This window comes from Gammaproteobacteria bacterium (ex Lamellibrachia satsuma) (assembly GCA_019623805.1).
Classification (GTDB): domain Bacteria; phylum Pseudomonadota; class Gammaproteobacteria; order Chromatiales; family Chromatiaceae; genus QGON01.
In genome coordinates, this window is sequence record CP053680.1 from 3,146,231 (window position 1) to 3,162,555 (window position 16,325).

Below are 16,325 nucleotides of genomic sequence, written 5' to 3' on the forward strand. Positions count from 1 at the left end.
ATGCTGAAGGATGGATGATGCCTAAACTATCTGGATTATATGGTTACCTTTTGGTCGTTCTTTTTGGCCTCTTCTCTTCCCCCGCAGTTTTTTCGGCGGAACGTTATACAGTGGATGGTGAGCAGTCATTTGTCCGTATTGCGGCCAAGATGTGCGAGCCAGATCTGCTGAAAGGTGAGTTTGGAAACGTCTCAGGGGAGATCTTTCTGGATGAAGAGAATCTGGAGAATTCCAGTGTCAATATCACGGTTACTGCAGTTTCCGCGGTCTTTGATCATGAATATCACCGAAGTGATCATATTGAAACAATCGTCATGGGTACCAAGTTGCTTAATGCGGCCAAATTTCCACTGGTCAGTTTTAAGAGCACCGAAATAAAACGTACGAATGCACAGCAGTTTGATGCCTATGGAGAGAAATCCAGTGTGGTTACCGCCATCGTTAAAGGTGACCTGACGCTGGTTGGAATGACGCATCCCTTCGAGATGGAGGTTACGTTTCATGACAAGACGGGGCAGACCAGTAAGGGCAGGATGGTAGCCGCCTTTTCCTCGTTTGGTACTTTCAAACGTTCTGATTTCGGGGTTGTCTACGGCCTCGACAGGGTGGGCATACGACGCATGGGCGATGAGGTGATGGTAATGGCCTCGATTACTGCGAATCGGGCGCAATAATCTGCGGCAGTTCGCCCGCGGATTGTGTCTTGTTCCTGACGTAGCAGCCATATGCCCGGGTTATCTTTTTGCGGACCTCCCGGCCTGCCAGCAGATCATCCAGCGCGTTTCGGGTATAGGGAACCAGCTTTCCAGTCGTTTTTTTCAACATGGCGTTGGAATCTATTGCGCCGGAATAGGCAAGGATTCCCTGCCTGTCGATGATAAAGATCTGAGGTGTCGTTGTTGCGCTATAGATGGTGGAAATATCGAGTCCCATATCCAGGATGACCGTTTTGTTGGCTGGGTCAAAATGCTCTAAGGCCTGTGCCGGGGTCAACTTTTGCAACTTGGGTACGATATTGATCCATGCGACACCATTTTTCGCCGCGTATTCATACAGTGAATCCAGCGTGCCGTTATCGTAATAGCGGCGGGAGTAGGGGCACTCAGGACTGGACCACTCAAGAACCACGATTTTACCGGCGTAATCACTCAGCAGATGCCTGTTTCCCTTGAGATCCTGGCCCTGGAAGTCCGGTGCTTTTGCGCCCAACGGCAAGTTAGCGGACAGATTGCCGGTTTGTGTTAACAGGCAGAGGATAAACACGAGATGGAAAATCTGTTTGCACACAAGGCTGCTTCCGATATTGGTTAGCTTACGGGAAGAATAAAACCCTCTTTTCGTAAAATCCAGTAGCATTGGCCAGCCACTCTATTGGCGGCGGAGCGTATCTGATTCATTCAGAGTCACTGTTCATATCTTCATCATAGACAGCAATCTTTTCGGCAGTGATTATCCGTCGGCGATGGTCACTGAATTTTTCACCGTCTGCTCGTTCCGTGCGCACTCCGTTGACTTTCCAGGGTTTGCACAGCTTGCATCCGGCTCGCCGGTTTCTCGGTCTTCCTCTCTTATGGTGCATTTTCAATGATCCAAAAGTTAAATTAAATACGGGCATGGCCAAAACAACCGACAACAGTCAACCTGCAAAAGTCCGGTCCGATTGATGGCATTCGGCAACCCGACGCTGAATCAACTCCAGTTGCAATCGTGAAGATTGCCGGAAGCGTCTGAGCTGCTCCTGCCAAACGTCCGGCCTGGAGGAGTCCACCAGGTTTTGAGTCTGGTGACGGAGGTCATGCCCGTAGCCGCTAACAGTCATCCGGTCGCCCGCGGCGCAGCGACCTGAGTCACCTATGGTGAAGCGGTGAGCCCGGCAATTCGGGCAACCTCTTCTGCTATGGAAATTGGCAGAACCTCCCGATTCCTGGCGGCGATTTGGTCGGCTATTGCGAAGCTTTCAGTGCGGACGTTCTCCAGTTTCTGACGGTACGCCTCAAGCGCGCTATCCGGCATTACCCGTACGCGAAACGTCGACGGCCTGGCGAACAGGCCATGCTCCTCCTGGATCCGTACCGGCAGGCTTGGTAGTTCGTCGATTCCAACCAGCCCGGCTTCCTGGCCGTTGATCAAGCTCTCCATCAGGCGAAGTTGCTTGTTGAGCATGTCGAGTTCGGCTAGGTTGGAACTGATGCCTGTCGCCTCGTTTGCGGAGCCGAGGGCCTTGCGAATCTGCGCGATGGCAGACTGCAAGTCAAACAAGACAGGCATGAGCGCAGCCAGGCGTTCACCCTCGGTCCTGAGCCGCGCCTGCTGATCTTCACCCAAGTGGCCCATGACCTCGGTCTGGTTAAAGCCTGTACGAACTTCCTCGGCAATGTCATTGGCACGACGAGACAGGCGCTCTGCCACTTTGTGCCAACGGTTCAGTGTGAGTCGGTAGGTCTTGTCAATGATTACGGCCCTCCAGATGGGGATTATTGCTTTATCGTTTGTCTTGTATGTAATAAAGCAAATGTTGTGCCGGTTTAAAAAAATAGCTACCAAGTCATTGTCTTAACAATGGAAATTTCTTAGGTGGCCGCTGTGCGAGGTAATTCCATAATGAGAAAAACGAGAAAATATTATCAATACTGATATATAATTCTCGTGTGAATATCGTGTTTGGCCTATTTGACCCGGAGCTCGATGGTGGCGACCCGAGCGGTCGTCTAAATCAATGGCGTCCAACAGTCTCCCTGCTGAGTCACGTCGATCTTCCCGTCAGCAGGCTCGAACTACTGGTTCAGCGTACGCATCTTGAGATGGCGCAGGCCGCGATCGCCGAGATGGCTGCATGTTCGCCTGAAACCCGTATTGTTTGTCACAATATCCACTTTCAGGATCCGTGGGATTTCGAGGAGGTGTTCGCGGTTTTGCACGATATCGTCGAGGATTACCCCTTCGATCCGGACAAGGCCGATTATTTTGCCCATATGTCTGCGGGCACCCACGTCGCCCGTATCTGCCTGTTTCTTTTATGCGAGTCCAGACTGTTGCCCGGTCGCATGCTGCAAACCTATCCGGCCGATGCCTATGGTCTGGGTGCAGAGGCAGGCTGGCGCACGATTGACCTTACGCTTGCCCGATATGATCGCCTCGCACAGCGCTTTGAACGGCGCAAGGCGCGTGGAGAACAATTTCTTAAGTCCGGCATCGCAACCGAGAATCCTGCCTTCAATCGTATGATCGATGAGATAGAAACGGTCGCGATTGCTTCGCAACAACCGATTCTGTTGACCGGTCCCACCGGTGCCGGAAAATCGGTACTTGCGCAACGTATCTACGAGCTTAAACATCAACGTCACCAACTGAGCGGCGCCTTTGTGCCGGTTAATTGCGCAACACTGCGTGGTGACGCTGCGATGTCGACGCTCTTTGGTCATGGCAAAGGCGCTTTCACCGGCGCGATAAACGTTCGCGAGGGTTTGTTGAAGACCGCCGACCAGGGCCTGCTCTTTCTTGATGAGATCGGCGAGCTTGGTCCGGAGGAGCAGGCGATGTTGCTCACGGCGTTAGAGAAGGGACGCTTCTATCCCATTGGCTCGGACAGGGAGGCGAGCAGCGATTTTCAGCTGATTGCAGGGAGCAACCGTGATCTGCGTGTCGAGGTTCGTGCCGGCCGTTTTCGCGAGGATCTACTTGCCCGCATCAATCTCTGGCATTTCGACCTGCCAGGTCTTCGCGAGCGCAGCGAGGACATCACACCCAATATCGTGTTTGAACTCGACAAGTTCGCAAGCCGCAACGGCCGGCAGGTAAGTTTTAATCGGGAGGTGATGCAGCGGTATCTCGATTTTGCACACTCCCCTTCGGCGATGTGGTGCGGCAACTTTCGCGATCTCAATGCCAGTGTCACGAGAATGGCGACGCTGGCAGGCAGTGGTCGTATCGACAGCCAAATTGTGGAGCGGGAGATCTCCAGGTTGGAGTGGTCCTGGATCAGGGAACAGCCCGTTGCGTCGGAGAGTTTCCTGGGTAAATTATTGCCGCCTGAAACAATTGATCAACTCGATCTGTTCGACCGGCTTCAGCTCGAACAGGTGGCAAAAGTCTGCCTCGAATGTGCTTCACTGTCGGAAGCCGGCCGCCGGCTGTTCGGCGTCTCTCGAACGCACAAGACATCGGTCAACGACTCAGACCGATTACGTAAATACCTGGCACGTTTCGGGCTTGACTGGGGGGCTGTTCATTCAGATAGACGCTCCTGATTGGCAGAAGGTAGTGGAAAGCTGAGACGTATGTAGTTTGAACTCACCCCCAGAGGGGGTAATTTTCCCTTGATTATCTCGCCTGTGGGATAGTGACGAGGGCCACAGTGCCGAATTTTGGCGCAGGCTGCAGTTCAACGCTCCAGCCGTTTGCATCAGCCAGCTGGCGCACGATGGCCAAGCCCAAACCGCTGCCCCCAGTGGTGGTGCTGCGGGATTTTTCCAAACGATAGAAAGGGAGGAATACTGACTCTCTCTGATCAGCTGGAATACCCGGTCCCTGATCCTGAATTCTGATTTTGAGCAGGCTCTCGTCACACTCCAACTCGACCTTGATCGGCTTTGAGTCTCCGTAACGGATTGCATTTTCCAGCAGATTGGTAATGACACGGTGCAGCGCCAGTGGATTCAGTTTTCTCATGCAGGACTGGCTGTTCTCCCACTTGATCTCTCTGTCATAGGAGCGTGCGGCTTGGATGATGGTTTCCAAAACTTCGGCGATATCCGTCTCTACTTGCTCCTGCTTCTCGAGTTCCATGCTGATCTGCATGGTTTCACTGATCAGTCGGTTTATCGTGGCGAGATCCCGTTTGATTCCCGCCATCAGTTCTGGGTCCCCGCCTTCATCAGGCAGCATTTCCAAAGCCAATTGTACCTGGGTGAGCGGGGTGCGGAGGTCGTGGGAGATACCGGCCAACAACAGTGTCCTGTTGGCCAGCAACTCTTTGACCTGCTGGCTCATCTGATTGAAAGTCTGCGTCAGAACCTGCAACTCCTCCGGCCCTTCTTCTCTTATCGGCTTCGGCCAGCTGCCTTTTCCGATCAGTCGTGCTGAACGGGAAACGCGTTCAAGGGGGATGGTGAGGCGTCGCGCCAGGAGCGCCGCGGTAAAAAAGGTAAGGGCCGTGCCAACACAAAACAGGAACAATAACGCAAGTGGTGGTTGGATGCCGATGCGTGAGCGGGGAAATCCCAGGCGCAGCTTTTGGCTATAGCCCGGTATCTCGGCCCAGATCCACTCATTGTCTCTGGAATCACGGCTTGTCTTAAGGCGTACCTCGTCGCCAAGGCGCCGGGCGAGTGCCTGTTTGAGGAAATAGAAATAGGGTAGAAAATCGGTGTTGTCGGGAAGAGGGGTATTCGTGACTACAAGGGTCAGATCATGGTTTCGCTTCAGAATCTTGCGAAATGCCGGGCGCTCCGTCTCAGACAATTTGTCCCAGCGCTGAACGGAGTGCGTTATCACCGCCGCCAGATCGTCGGTGGCGCGTTTTCCCAAAGGGACCAATACATAGAAGGCCAATACACTCAGGGTCAGAAGCTGAAATCCGACAGAGACCAGCGCGATGGTGGCCAGCGTTCGGCCGAACAGGCTGTGGAATCGAAACAGTCCCATCACTCTCCGCTGCGTGAGAACAGGTAGCCGGCACCCCAAATCGTGCGTAAAAAGATAGGCTCAGAGGGGTTGGATTCTATCTTCCGGCGCAGTCGATTTACGCAGACGTCGATGCTCCTGTCCAGGTGGGAGCGCTCATAACCTTTGGTGATCTCCATCAGTTTATCCCGGCTGAGTACCCGGCCTGAGTGTTCGAGAAAAACCCGCAGAAGAGTGAACTCTCCATGGGTCAGGGGTATCTCGTCTCCCTCCCGGGTGAGACGGTATTTATCCACGTCGAGGGAAAAGGGGCCGAATTCCAGCGCGGATTTTTCTACCGTTGCCGCGGGTCGATCCGCGTTATTCATGCGGCGCAGGACGGCGCGAATCCTTGCCAGTAATTCCCGCGGGTTGAAGGGTTTGGGGAGGTAGTCGTCAGCGCCGACCTCGAGGCCGATAATCCTGTCCAGCTCCTCTCCCCGGGCCGAGATGATGATGATGGGTTGATTGCCCTGGCTGCGCAGATTGCGGGCAAGCGACAGGCCGTCCTCTCCCGGCAGCATCAGGTCAAGGATGATCAGATCGACATGGTGCGTCTTGAGGTGGCGGGTCATAGCTGCCCCGTCTTCCACTGCAGCTACCTGGTATCCCTCATTGGTCAGATACCGCTGCAACAGCGATCGGAGTTCAGCTTCGTCATCCACCACGAGAAGACGATAACGGGTCTCTTTGTTGGTCATGCCGTATCCACGGGATGAAATATTTCTGAAACAACTCGTTACAACCTGTTACCGGCTGGTTAACGCCTCGGAAAATAACCCCATCATACTGCGTTTATTGCTCTGGGGCGGTGCTGCCTGCAACACGGAGCATGACTGAGATTCAGACACTATTAGGAGAAGAAAACATGCGACGCGTTCAGCAAAAGAATAACACATTTCGAATTCACTCACTGCGGAGGGGTTTGGGACTTCTCTGTGTTTCCGCCTCGATGTTGTTGTGCGCCGGGGTGACGGTTGCCGGCGAACCGCAGCCGATGGCGACTGACATGAAACAGGTCCAGCAGTTGATGAAGCAACAGATTGGACTGATGAAGCCGGAGTTGCAGAAGCGGGTCAAGGCGCTCTCGCCCAAGACCAAAAAGATGCTCCTCACTATCTATGCGCAGCACTCCCGTCACAGCGCCAAGGTCACGTTGCGTCAAGTGATGCACGAGGTGCTTTCCGACTACCAGAGCATGGCAGCCGGCATCATGACCGACAATGCAGAACAGGCGGCTGACAGCGCCCGGCGTCTCGCCAATCACCGCATTCCCAGAGGCGGTCTGCTGCCTTATATGAATCTGGATCAGATCAACGACAACAGCCTGGCGGCCCTCGATGGCTTCAACGCCAGCGTGGAAGGTACAGCAAAGCGTCTGGCCGATGCGGCTGACCAAGGGGACATGGGGAAGGCGGCCTCATATATGGATGACATCACTGGAGGGTGCGTGGGCTGCCACGCCATGTTTCGCGGTGTCCCTGGTCAGTCAAGTTTGTTGCGCTGATACATAAATTATAAATAGAAAATTAAATATCCAGAGGAGTCGAACATGTTGATGAATAGAGGAAAAAATATCCTGGCAATTACGCTGCTCGGCAGCCTGCCGATGGCTGCGAACGCGACCAACGGAGATCAGGTGTTGGGCGTGACTGCGACCCAATGGGGTATGGGTGGAGCCGTGGTGGCAGCACCACAGGATACCGGTACCCTGCTCACCAACCCGGCGGGAATTGCCGAACTTGGAATCGAAGAGGCCAGATTCGATCTGAGTCCGGGTTTTCTTAATCCACCAAGAGAGGTCAATGGCAACGAGAGTGATTCCAACCTCTTTTTCATGCCGTCTGGAACTGCTGCGTTTAAAATCAACGACCAGCTCTATTTTGGTTTGGGTATGGCAGCCATCTCGGGTTTTGGTGTTGATTTTTCAGATGCACTTCCAATGCAAAACAATCAGCAGTTCGTGACAACCAAGGGATTTTTTAAGTTGGCGCCGTCGATTGCGTACAAAGTCAGTGACAAACTCTCTCTCGGTGGTTCTGTCAATATCGGCTACCAGAGTCTGGCACTTAGTACACCCGGCTTCACCTTTGCGCAAAATCAGCAATTTGGTTTTGGCGTGACACTGGGTGCGATCTATCACCTCAATGACAAGATGCAGCTCGGTGCGTCATGGGTCAGTAAGACGGAGGTAAGTGAACATGAATTCAATACAGCTGCAGGAAAGTTTGGCGTCGATATTGATATGCCCCAGACCTTTGCACTGGGTTTCGCCTTCCGTCCTCTCGACGGTATGTTGGTCGAACTGGATGCCAAATGGATCGACTTCAGCGACACTATGGGATCGGTGAATATCAGCCATCCTGCCGGTTACACCCCGGGTGATTTCGGAATGATGGTGCCGTCAACACTGAACTTCGGGTGGGATGACCAACTGGTCATAGCCCTGGGCGTGCAGAAAGAGATAAACCCGAAGACGACTGTGCGGTTTGGCATCAACTATGCGGAGGCACCTTTTGGTGAAGAGGACGTGGACAACAACCTCGGTTCCGTGGCGATACCGGAACTGCATCTCTCACTGGGGCTGACGCGTAAACTCACTGATCGGATCTCCGGTTCGTTCTCCTATACCCACGCCTTTGAAAATGAATTAACGTCCAATACCGGCTCCGGGAATACCATATCCATCGAGCAGAACATCGTCTACGTGCAGTTGAGCTACGCGCTTTGATCTGGTCCGTATAAGTGGAAAACATTATGACTATTGATAGAATTGTCCGCCTGATGGCGGGAGTGATGATCCTGCTGAGTCTGGCCCTGACTCACTATGTCCATCCTTACTGGGCGTTTTTGACCCTGTTTGTCGGCGCTAACCTGATGCAGAGCGGTATCACCAATATCTGTCCGCTCTCCAGTATCCTGAAAAAGTTTGGGGTGCCGGATGGAACAGCCTGTTCGGGTTGATTACCTGAAATGAACGTTCGGGGCGTCTACAGAGGCGCCCCGAATTGATGAGAGACAATTTTTTCATGTGTTGCAGGCTAAAATGGCGGCAGCGCAAAATCGATAAACTAAGGAAACTTTGATTAATTGTCATTTCGAACGCAGTGAGAAATCTCATACCTCAAAACTTGGCTAGATGCCTTGTAGTTTGAGATCTCTCCTTATGGTCGAGATGACAATGACCCAATTAATCAGAGTTTCCCTAACTTGGGACTGACCCAAAAAAGGAGAGATTCAACCATGTGTAAGACTTGCTGGACCATTACTGCCCTGATGCTGATTGTGATACTGGGCATGGCCTACAAATTTATCGTCGTGGGTAGCGTTGAACAGGCTACCGACGGGCGCTTGAGCCTGCAGTTGGAACCCGCCGAAAAGGATCTGGTGATGGCGGAGATGCGCGCTTTTCTGGTGACCGTGCAGCAGATCAATGAAGGTGTTGTTCAGGATGACATGAAAAAGGTTGCCGATGCCGCACGCAAAGTGGGACGCGCGGCGCAGGAAGCCGTGCCAGTCTCTTTGATGGGAAAACTGCCCCTCGATTTCAAGAAGCTGGGATTCGATACCCATACCAAATTTGACTCCCTGGCTCTGGATGCCGAGCAGTTCGGTGACAAGGAACAGACCCTGGGCGCATTGGCCGAACTGATGCAGAATTGCATCTCCTGTCATGCGGGTTACCGGATTGATTTGGTTCTGGAATAAAGCTGGATTCAGTCAGGAACGCACGAGCCACTCCTGCTCTTTCATGCAGCAGGACTTTCCGTGAGTATAAACCCTGTGTAAACTATCTGGTGAACAAGTTATATAAATCAATTGGTTAAAGGTTATATGCGCGCACCTTCAGGTGCGCGCACTCAAAATGCCCTGATCTTTCAATATGATGAAACTTAGCAGCTCCATAAACAGTTGGAATACACCTGAGTTCAGGGATGTGCTCAAGGATGAAATCGAGCAATTGGATGCCGAACAACTCCCTCTGCAACAGGGATTGGCAAACAGCAGTTATGTCGGCGAAACGCCCTTTCGTATGATGATCATCGGCGTGTCTGATGACTCAAACGCTGTTAGGGTGCATGCCGGTATTTTTTATGCCGGGATCATTGCGGGCTGCAACTGCTCCGATGATCCGACGCCTGTTGATGAACAGCCGGAGTATTGTGAAGTGGAAGTCGTTATCGATAAAACCACGGCGGAAGCGAAGATCACTCTGGTTCAGGACTAGACGAATATCAGTCGAGAGGGACAGGGCGGGCGAGCGCGAAACCCTGCCCGTAGTCGACGCCCAGCTTGATCATCTCCTCTTTTATGGCAGCAGATTCCACATGTTCTGCGATGGTGCTGATACCCAGGCTGCGGCTCAGTGTGATAACCGCTTCCACCACTGCACGGTCTACCGGGTCATCGAGTACATCCTTCACAAAATCGCCGTCGATCTTGAGAAAGTCCACCGGCAGATGTTTCAGGTAGGCGAAGGAGCTGAGTCCACTGCCAAAATCATCCAGCGCAAAGCTGCAACCCATCCTCCGCATCTCTTCGATGAACCGGGAGGCGGTGGACATATTCGCGATGGCAGCGGTCTCCGTTACCTCAAAACAGATGACGCCGGGATCCACCGGGTAGTCGATGAACATTTGGCGGATAGCAGTGAGGGTGGTTTCCTCCCCCAGGGAGACGCCGGAAAGATTGACGTTGAGCAGCAGGTCGGTTTCCCTGCATTCAACCAGCCACCGCAGGCTATGTTCGATCACCCAACGGTCAATGGTCATCATCAGGCCGTAACGTTCTGCTGAGGGCAGGAATTGATCGGGAAGGATGATTTCGTTCCCTTCACATTGCAGACGCAGCAGGACCTCGGCCCGGCGCTCTTCTTTAACACTTGTGTTGAAGGGCACGATATCCTGTTTGTAGAGCCGAAATCGATCTTCATCCAGGGCGCCGCGTAACTGGTTAACCCAGTGGTATTCGATACGGCGCTTTGTGAGTTCCTTGTCACTCTTCTCGTATAGGTGCACCCGTCCCCGCCCGAGGTCTTTGGCGGCATAACAGGCCATGTCCGCATCACTGAGTATGGTGTCGGCACCGGCGCTCTCCTGGTCGATGCAGACTACGCCGATACTGGCATTGACCTGGAACCGTTTGCCTTCCCAGAAAAACTGGAACGCTTCCACAGTTCGCTGAAAGGTGTGGGCGATCTCCATCCCTTTATTCAGAGAACAACCATCCAGCAGGATGCCGAATTCGTCACCACCCAGACGCGCCAGGATATCTGAACTGCGCAGTTTCGGCTCAAGTGTTACAGCAAGCTCGCGCAGCAGTTGGTCTCCTGCGGCGTGACCACAGGTATCGTTGACTATCTTGAACTGATCAAGATCCATGTAGATACAGACATGTTGCCGGTGTTCCCGCTGTGCGTTGTCCAATGCCTGTTCGAGGCGGTGTTCGAACTCGCGGCGGTTGTTGAGACCGGTCAGAGGGTCGTGGCTGGCCTGGAAAGAGAGCTCTGCGTTGGCTGAAGTGATGCTTCGGAGCAGTTCACGGTTTTCCATTCTCAGAGCGAGCGATCGCGAGATACTGCGTGCGTAGTTGCGGCCGGTGACAATGATGAGGATCAGATAGATGATGACCATGCCTGCCATAGCCTGGTTGGTGAGATCCCCGCGGGTGAGTAGTAGTATCAGCAGCGGTGTGATGACCGGTGCAGCAAATCCCAGGTAGACCGGAAAAACCACGGCGTTGGAGGGGATCGCGCCGGCGGTCAGGCCGGTCAGCAGAAGGAACATGGCGACTTGGTAAGGTAGTGGCCATCCGAAATCGAGAAATAGACCGAAAAAGCCCCAAAGTGTGCCGGAGAGAATGGCGCCTGCCATATAGGCGGTCTGCCAACTGATTCCCGGGAGCGGCCGCCCATTGTGTTTGTGGAAGGAGCGCAGCAAGAACTCACGGGCGGCGTTGATGATGCCCAGGGCGAAAAACCAGAAGAGCAGCAGTGAAACTTCGATGGGACGCCAAAAAATAGCAACTGCCACCAATGCGGTGGCTTGGTTGGCCAGCAGGGCAACATGCCCCATGGAATAGAGCAGTTTGAGCCGCTCGGCGTTGAGCCGCTGAATGTCTGCCGTCTTGGCCGGTGTGGATATTTTGTCAGTGTGCCCTGCTTTCAAGACCCTCTCCGTGTGGTTGTACTTCCATCGGTTTTTATTTTTGCCGCTCTCGGGACAGGGAGAAATCAAGCCGCAAGAGTTATGGAAAAGTGGTGCTTCTCACCAAATTCTGTGACATGAGTCAATCGGAATCCCCGTAGTAGGAATATATATCATTTGCGCTGAAACGACAGAAAAGAGCGGGGTATTTTTGTTAAGTTGCTTTATGTCTGGCTCCGGCGGGGATTTTTGTTCCTGGTAAGGCGGGGCAAGAAGGTTTTGGGAAGTTTTGAATGTTAGGTTTTTTCCCGGTAACGGAAGAACGTCCAGGAGGCCCTGAACCAGAGCCAGACCAAGCCAGCGGTCAAATCGTCGAAAAGGACGAAGTTGGTCAGAGGTTTGAATATTCGGTCGTGCAGGGTTAAAAACGGGCGTTTTTTAAATCCAAAAAAATACAACAGTGTGATATCGAGATAGAAAAAGGGCTGCCACGCATGGCCGAGCACATAGTGACCGGTGGCAACCCAGCGCTTGCGGGCGACCCCGGGTTTCGCCTCTCTATTGAGCTTATCGATAAGTTGGAATATCGGTGAGAGTTGCAAAGGACCGGTTTCACTCTGGTTGCGATAGACCTTGCCGGCTCTTTGAAAGAATTCGATAAATCCGATCTGGTGGAAATTCATGATAAGGGCGGAGAGGATCATACGGCGTCCGAGTCCTTCCTTTTCGAAGCGGCGCGCTGAGGTCTGCAACTCTCCCGGCAGGGTTATCCAGCAGCCCTTGAGGCGAATGGTCTCCGCCAGACGCTGATCTTCAAGAAACCTGAGAGATTCATCGAAACCGCCCAGCTGATTGAAGAAGTCCTGCGACATCAGAAATCCCTGATCGCCGTTGGTGCACTCCATCCGGTTCAGTGCACTCTTCTCCTCGTAATAGCGGTAGGTGAGATTTCGGCCTGGATTGTCGCGCAGAAATCGCAGACGGAAATGGCCTGCGATACGCTGGTGTCCTGCTGCTGCAATCTGTTGCTGCAATGCCTTGAGCGCATCTGACAGCTGTGATCGTGAGGTCAGCTTGGAATCGGCGTGCAGAAACAGCAGGTAGGGTGCGTTGCACTGCGAGAGTGCGCCGTTCATCTGTCGCCCCCGCCCGGGAGTCGTCTTGGCAACTTTGGCCCCGGCATGTGCTGCCAACGCCACAGTGTCATCGTCCGAACCCCCGTCAGCCACAATAACCTCAAGGTCTATGGCCTCCTGCTCCAACAACTGATTGAGCAGTGACGGCAGTTGTCTCCCCTCATTGAGGGTGGGAATGATCACACAGAGGCTGGGTTGTTGGTCAGACGGGTGGGGTGAAATACTCTTTCTCCTAAATCGGGCAGATCAGTTTGCCCAGTTTTTCGGTCAATTTCATATTCTCCGAGTAGTCCACCGGGACATCAACCACTACGACGGTCTCATCGGCAAAGGCCTGTTCCAAAGTCGGAATGAGTGTTTCGGCACTCTCTACCCGGTACCCTTTGGCGCCGAAGGATTCAGCGTATTTTACGAAGTCAGGGTTGTTGAAGCTGATATGTCCGGTGCGGCCGAAGTGGCGTTGTTGATGCCACTTGATCAGCCCATATTCACTGTCGTGCCAGATCATGATTACGATGGCGATGTTGTGCCGCAGTGCGGTCTCGATCTCCTGGGAGTTCATCATGAAACCTGCGTCACCGGTAATCGTCATCACCCGGCGCTGCGGAAACACCATCTTCGCCGAGATCGCACCGGGTACGCCGATCCCCATGGAGGCGAAACCGTTGGAGATGATGCAGGTGTTGGGCCGCTCACAGCGGTAGAGCCGGGCTATCCACATCTTGTGGGCGCCGACATCGGAGATCAGTATGTCCTCAGTCCCCATCACCTGCCGTGTATCGTAGAGAATCTTCTGGGGTTTGAAGGGGTAACTGTCGTCATCGGCATACTGATCCAACTCGTTGATGATAAGTTCCCGCAGGTCGCTGGTCGGTGCCAGGTCGCGGGGTTTTGCCAGTTTCTCTATGCGTTGCAGGGATTCGGTGATATCCCCGATCACCCCGGCCTCCAGGACGTAGTGTGCATCAACCTCCGCATAGGTTTGGTCGATGTGGATAATCTTTTTATCAGCGTTGGGATGCCAGAGATGAGGGTGGTACTCCACCATGTCGAAACCAATACAGAGGATGAGGTCTGCACGGCTGAAGCCGCAGGCGACATAGTCATTGGCCTGTAAGCCGACGGTGCCGAGACTGAGTGGATGGGAAAAGGGGATGCACCCTTTTGCCATGAATGTCTGGGCCACCGGGATATTGAGGTTCTCCGCAAATTTTACCAGGGCGTCACAGGCATCACTTCGGATCACGCCGTTGCCCGCCATGATGATCGGTGCCTTGGCATCGGAGATCAGATCCGCCACCTGTCCGATCTTCTCATAAGGCGGCGATGAGGGGGTTGGCGCCTGGGCCCTGAGTGGCTTGATCGTCTCACTCACCTGGCTGCCGGCAATATTTTCCGGAAAGCTGATGAAGGCGCCGCCGGGTTTCTCTGTTTGCGCGTCTTTGAATGCCTTGCGTACGATCTCCGGTACGACCCCGGGTTCGAGGATTTCGGTACTGTATTGGGAGATAGGTGCAAATAGATTGACCAGATCGAGTACCTGATGGCTCTCCTTGTGCATCCGGGTGGTGGCGCCCTGCCCGGCGATAGCGACAATGGGTGCCCGGTCCATATTTGCATCCGCAAAGCCGGTGATCAGGTTGGTCGCGCCAGGCCCGAGCGTTGCGAGACAAACCCCGGCCCGGCCGGTAAGCCTTCCGTAGACATCGGCCATAAAGGCAGCGCCCTGTTCATGTCGAACGGTGACGAACTTGATGCTGCTATCCAGCAGCGCATCCATGACATCGAGGTTCTCTTCTCCCGGTATCCCGAAAATAGTATCGACACCTTCATTTTCGAGACATTTGATGAACAATCGTGCGGCGCTGGGCATAGTAACTCCTGTTTAGGATGATCTTTATAATTTTTCTGAAAAAGCCTATTGGTTTGTACGAACCAATGGTGCCTGCTGGATGCAATATGCTTTGAAACTGAACGAGTCCTAATGTGATGTTTAGAAGATAAATGCACTTTTTTCAAAGAGGATGATGCTGAAGGGCTTTCTGAGCTGGATTTTCCCTGCCTCGGTGATCGGCCCTGAATGCCGTTTGCAAGTGTTCCGGATTGCCTATAAATCTAGTGTCTGGTATTGCAAGTTAAAACCAGTAATTTAGTGTCGTTTTATGAAATTATTTCTTTAAGCACTGCAGTACTGTTTTTGTGATCAAATAGAAGTGCTTAAATGCGAATTTAAGTATTTACGCGCTATTTATAACTCCTTGAAAAATAATAAAAAAATATTTAATTTCTGTGTTCTGACGTAGAGTTTTAAAATGTTTTTACGAATTTGTGACGTTGTTCTATAAAATACAGGGTGTTGGGTATGGCGCTTTGTGAAGTGGAACGATATTCTAAGGCCCAATAATTAACAGGGTCTTTGCAGTATGACTTATTACACTTCAAATCTACTTAGGTTTCTGGCTTGCGCTTTGGCGAGTCTGACGCTTGTTGCCTGCGGTGTAGACGATAGTGTGACTGTCGATACGACTTCCGAGGCGGTCGGTAGCTCCCGTGAGCCGGTGGCGAACCCTGATGCCGCCTCTACCGTCGAAGGTCAGGAGGTCGTTTTCAGTGTGCTGGATAACGACACTGCCGAGGATATAGGGGCGGTTTCAGTCTCTATCCTGACTCAGGCTGCCCACGGTGCCCTGTTCCTTGGCCTGGATAACATGGTTACCTACGTGCCTGATGCTTCATTCACCGGCACAGATTCATTTCTCTATCAGATTACCGACGCTAACGGGGCGATCTCCACGGCGATGGTTTCCATCTCTGTGGACTGTGGCGCAATCTCCTGCACCTATCCGATTCAACTCTCCTGGAGCGCAGGCAGCACTACAGATGTTTCCGGTTACTATGTCTATCATGGTGAGATCTCCGGCGAGTATGTCGAGAAGGTCTGGGTCGATGGCGATACGGTGGCGGAGTTCACTGTCAGCGGTCTGGGCACCCACTATTTCGCAGTGACGGCAGTAAGCCTGAGTGGCATTGAGTCCTCCTATTCTCCCGAAGCGGTTGTTGTTCTCTAGCAGCTGATAGTTGATCCTGGTGATTGCCGGTTCCGGGTCACATCCTCCATTGTTTTCATTCCGATAGGGCGTATAATCACGCCGCTTCATCACTGTTTCTATGGTGGCTGATATCGGTCCCCCCGCAACGTGAAGCTGTGAACCCCGTCAGGCCCGGAAGGGAGCAGCGGCAGCAGTGGACTCGTGTGCCGGGGTGTGGCTGGTGTCGGCCGCCACCCTTTTCCTAAAAAGAACCCTATGCATTGGCGATGATTCAGGCAAGATCTTGGGTTACACTCATTGCCTCTCTATCCATATAGAATTACGTACCGGCT

At 53.0% G+C, this 16,325-nt stretch carries 16 protein-coding genes and 1 other RNA gene; 9 read left to right on the forward strand and 8 right to left on the reverse strand.

Annotation, left to right across the window (positions count from 1 at the left end; translation table 11 throughout):
* Positions 1 to 14 precede the first annotated feature (14 nt).
* Positions 15 to 674: a YceI family protein gene (locus HPY30_13785; protein ID QYZ66962.1), complete on the forward strand. Its 660-nt coding sequence runs from the start codon at positions 15 to 17 to the stop codon at positions 672 to 674.
* Here HPY30_13785 and HPY30_13790 read toward each other — a convergent pair.
* The 3 genes from HPY30_13790 to HPY30_13800 form a co-directional block, all read right to left on the reverse strand.
* Positions 652 to 1,287 (reverse strand): redoxin domain-containing protein, encoded by a 636-nt coding sequence (locus HPY30_13790; GenBank protein QYZ66963.1) that lies wholly within the window; start codon positions 1,285 to 1,287, stop codon positions 652 to 654. The genes HPY30_13785 and HPY30_13790 overlap by 23 nt on opposite strands.
* 349 nt (positions 1,288 to 1,636) lie before the next feature.
* The gene (locus HPY30_13795) at positions 1,637 to 1,819 is read right to left on the reverse strand and encodes a hypothetical protein (protein ID QYZ66964.1); all 183 of its coding nucleotides are present in this window, start codon (positions 1,817 to 1,819) and stop codon (positions 1,637 to 1,639) included.
* 32 nt (positions 1,820 to 1,851) lie between these two features.
* Positions 1,852 to 2,334, reverse strand: coding sequence for a hypothetical protein (locus tag HPY30_13800; GenBank protein ID QYZ66965.1), 483 nt, complete (start codon positions 2,332 to 2,334; stop codon positions 1,852 to 1,854).
* Between the two features lie 320 nt (positions 2,335 to 2,654).
* Here HPY30_13800 and HPY30_13805 point away from each other — a divergent pair, with 320 nt between their 5' ends.
* Positions 2,655 to 4,247 carry a sigma 54-interacting transcriptional regulator gene (locus HPY30_13805; GenBank protein ID QYZ68049.1) on the forward strand — a complete coding sequence of 531 codons (1,593 nt, stop codon included), beginning with the start codon at positions 2,655 to 2,657 and terminating at the stop codon, positions 4,245 to 4,247.
* A 73-nt stretch (positions 4,248 to 4,320) separates the two neighbouring features.
* Here the strand turns inward: HPY30_13805 and HPY30_13810 are convergent, their stop codons facing one another.
* Complete coding sequence (locus HPY30_13810; protein ID QYZ68050.1) at positions 4,321 to 5,250, reverse strand: HAMP domain-containing protein; 930 nt, start codon at positions 5,248 to 5,250, stop codon at positions 4,321 to 4,323.
* A 392-nt stretch (positions 5,251 to 5,642) separates the two neighbouring features.
* The gene (locus HPY30_13815) at positions 5,643 to 6,362 is read right to left on the reverse strand and encodes a response regulator (protein ID QYZ66966.1); all 720 of its coding nucleotides are present in this window, start codon (positions 6,360 to 6,362) and stop codon (positions 5,643 to 5,645) included.
* Between the two features lie 251 nt (positions 6,363 to 6,613).
* Between HPY30_13815 and HPY30_13820 the strand changes: the two genes are divergently transcribed.
* The 5 genes from HPY30_13820 to HPY30_13840 all read left to right on the forward strand — a co-directional run bounded on the left by HPY30_13820 (position 6,614) and on the right by HPY30_13840 (position 9,889).
* A complete protein-coding gene (locus HPY30_13820; GenBank protein ID QYZ68051.1) occupies positions 6,614 to 7,168 on the forward strand; it encodes a hypothetical protein in 555 nt (184 codons plus the stop codon).
* A gap of 45 nt (positions 7,169 to 7,213) precedes the next feature.
* Positions 7,214 to 8,392: a long-chain fatty acid ABC transporter gene (locus HPY30_13825; protein QYZ66967.1), complete on the forward strand. Its 1,179-nt coding sequence runs from the start codon at positions 7,214 to 7,216 to the stop codon at positions 8,390 to 8,392.
* A gap of 26 nt (positions 8,393 to 8,418) precedes the next feature.
* Complete coding sequence (locus HPY30_13830; protein QYZ66968.1) at positions 8,419 to 8,625, forward strand: DUF2892 domain-containing protein; 207 nt, start codon at positions 8,419 to 8,421, stop codon at positions 8,623 to 8,625.
* A 279-nt stretch (positions 8,626 to 8,904) separates the two neighbouring features.
* Entirely contained in the window at positions 8,905 to 9,369 is a 465-nt protein-coding gene (locus HPY30_13835) for a cytochrome c (protein ID QYZ66969.1), read from the forward strand.
* 175 nt (positions 9,370 to 9,544) lie between these two features.
* Entirely contained in the window at positions 9,545 to 9,889 is a 345-nt protein-coding gene (locus tag HPY30_13840) for a hypothetical protein (protein ID QYZ66970.1), read from the forward strand.
* A 7-nt stretch (positions 9,890 to 9,896) separates the two neighbouring features.
* Here HPY30_13840 and HPY30_13845 read toward each other — a convergent pair whose 3' ends face one another.
* The 3 genes from HPY30_13845 to HPY30_13855 form a co-directional block, all read right to left on the reverse strand.
* Complete coding sequence (locus HPY30_13845) at positions 9,897 to 11,828, reverse strand: EAL domain-containing protein (protein ID QYZ66971.1); 1,932 nt, start codon at positions 11,826 to 11,828, stop codon at positions 9,897 to 9,899.
* 275 nt (positions 11,829 to 12,103) lie between these two features.
* Positions 12,104 to 13,165 carry a glycosyltransferase family 2 protein gene (locus HPY30_13850; protein ID QYZ68052.1) on the reverse strand — a complete coding sequence of 354 codons (1,062 nt, stop codon included), beginning with the start codon at positions 13,163 to 13,165 and terminating at the stop codon, positions 12,104 to 12,106.
* Positions 13,166 to 13,175: 10 nt separating this feature from the next.
* Positions 13,176 to 14,816 (reverse strand): acetolactate synthase large subunit, encoded by a 1,641-nt coding sequence (locus HPY30_13855; protein QYZ66972.1) that lies wholly within the window; start codon positions 14,814 to 14,816, stop codon positions 13,176 to 13,178.
* Between the two features lie 595 nt (positions 14,817 to 15,411).
* Here HPY30_13855 and HPY30_13860 point away from each other — a divergent pair.
* A complete protein-coding gene (locus HPY30_13860; protein ID QYZ66973.1) occupies positions 15,412 to 16,011 on the forward strand; it encodes a cadherin-like domain-containing protein in 600 nt (199 codons plus the stop codon).
* Positions 16,012 to 16,122: 111 nt separating this feature from the next.
* Positions 16,123 to 16,219: signal recognition particle sRNA small type (ffs, locus tag HPY30_13865), an RNA gene on the forward strand.
* Positions 16,220 to 16,325 lie beyond the last annotated feature (106 nt).